The organism is Blautia sp. HCP3S3_H10_2, from assembly GCF_052122375.1.
Taxonomy (GTDB): domain Bacteria; phylum Bacillota; class Clostridia; order Lachnospirales; family Lachnospiraceae; genus Blautia_A.
This window is the reverse complement of the sequence record NZ_JBQKCL010000046.1, coordinates 1-1,153: the sequence shown is the minus strand read 5'-3', so window position 1 is coordinate 1,153 and position 1,153 is coordinate 1. Positions and strand designations below refer to the sequence as shown.

The window sequence follows — 1,153 nt, the reverse complement described above, 5'->3', positions numbered from 1 at the left end:
AAAGAATTACCGGAGCAGTGCCGCTTGAAAAGAAGCCGAAAAAAATGCCTCAAACAATGATGTATGCATTATAGCAGGAAAATTGCCTTTTTGCACTACGCCATGTTTTGAAGCACTTACATATGTTTTGAAGCTATAAAGATAATCAATGTTCAGGTAGGGGTATTTACCGAATTAAGATATGGGATTATTCTCATTCTGAGTCCGGGAGATCATATGTCCTTAACCGGCGGGAAACAGCGGAGACCTATCTGGAGGATGGCCGCTGTAGTTTCACAAACAATCTAAGCGAGAACGCAATCCGTCCGTTTGCAGTTGGCCGGAAGAACTGGCTGTTCAGTGATTCTGTAGAAGGAGCCAATGCCAGTGCTGTAGTCTATACAATGGTTGAGATGGCAAAGGCGCACGACCTGAACATTTACGGATAGTAAGCGCCAAATATTCCTGCGGATTTTCTAATACTCTGATTTCCTCTATAATTGTAGGCGAAAGATATTTAAACTATTTCACTACAATTACGGAGGATAGGTTATGGCAACTACTCGCAAAGCCCGTGTTCCGATGGCGGAACAGATCAGGCTTATCAATGAATGCCGCCAAAGCGGTATGACAGATGCTGACTGGTGCCGTGAAAACGACATCGCAGTAAGCACTTTTTATAACTGGGTCAGCCGTTGCAGGAAAGCAGCAGCGGATCAGATCCCGGCACCGAATTATGGTCATTGTGAGATCCCGCGCTCAAAGCAGGACGTGGTTCCCATTGACATTGTTTCGGATCACCTTCCGGAACAGCATATAGCATCGCAGATGTCCCAAACGAACCTTGACAATTCACATACGATTGAAGTGTCCATGAATGATGTGACAATCCGCATCAGCAATGATGCCGATCCTGTCCTGCTCACCAGGACACTCCGCCTGATCCGGGAGACCTCATGTTAGGTGATATCTCCGGCCTCGAAAAAATCTACATTGTCTGCGGCTTATCCTCACGATATTTTTATCCTCATCTTTTCTGGATATAAAGATATTTACTCACTTCTTCACAAAAAAGATGAGGATAACATTATTTATCTTAAACCACAGATACGTGCCATTTCAGCTTCATCATCTGGCCATAATGGCTTCTCATCACTTTCCAGATCACCTGATT

At 44.3% G+C, this 1,153-nt stretch carries 2 protein-coding genes and 1 pseudogene; all 3 read left to right on the top strand.

What is annotated here, in order from left to right; genetic code table 11:
- Positions 1 to 212: 212 nt before the first annotated feature.
- Positions 213 to 422: pseudogene (locus tag ACTQWB_RS18665) on the top strand (IS66 family transposase); the annotation flags it as partial.
- A gap of 109 nt (positions 423 to 531) precedes the next feature.
- Positions 532 to 942 (top strand): IS66 family insertion sequence element accessory protein TnpA, encoded by a 411-nt coding sequence (tnpA, locus tag ACTQWB_RS18660; protein WP_441502918.1) that lies wholly within the window; start codon positions 532 to 534, stop codon positions 940 to 942.
- A partial coding sequence (locus tag ACTQWB_RS18655; RefSeq protein WP_441502917.1) for a hypothetical protein occupies positions 943 to 1,153 on the top strand: 211 nt, incomplete at its 3' end. It abuts the gene before it with no gap.

Bases quoted from the DNA above. Each gene is read 5' to 3' on its own strand.
- tnpA (WP_441502918.1), top strand. From the start codon at position 532: ATGGCAACTACTCGCAAAGCCCGTGTTCCGATGGCGGAACAGATCAGG.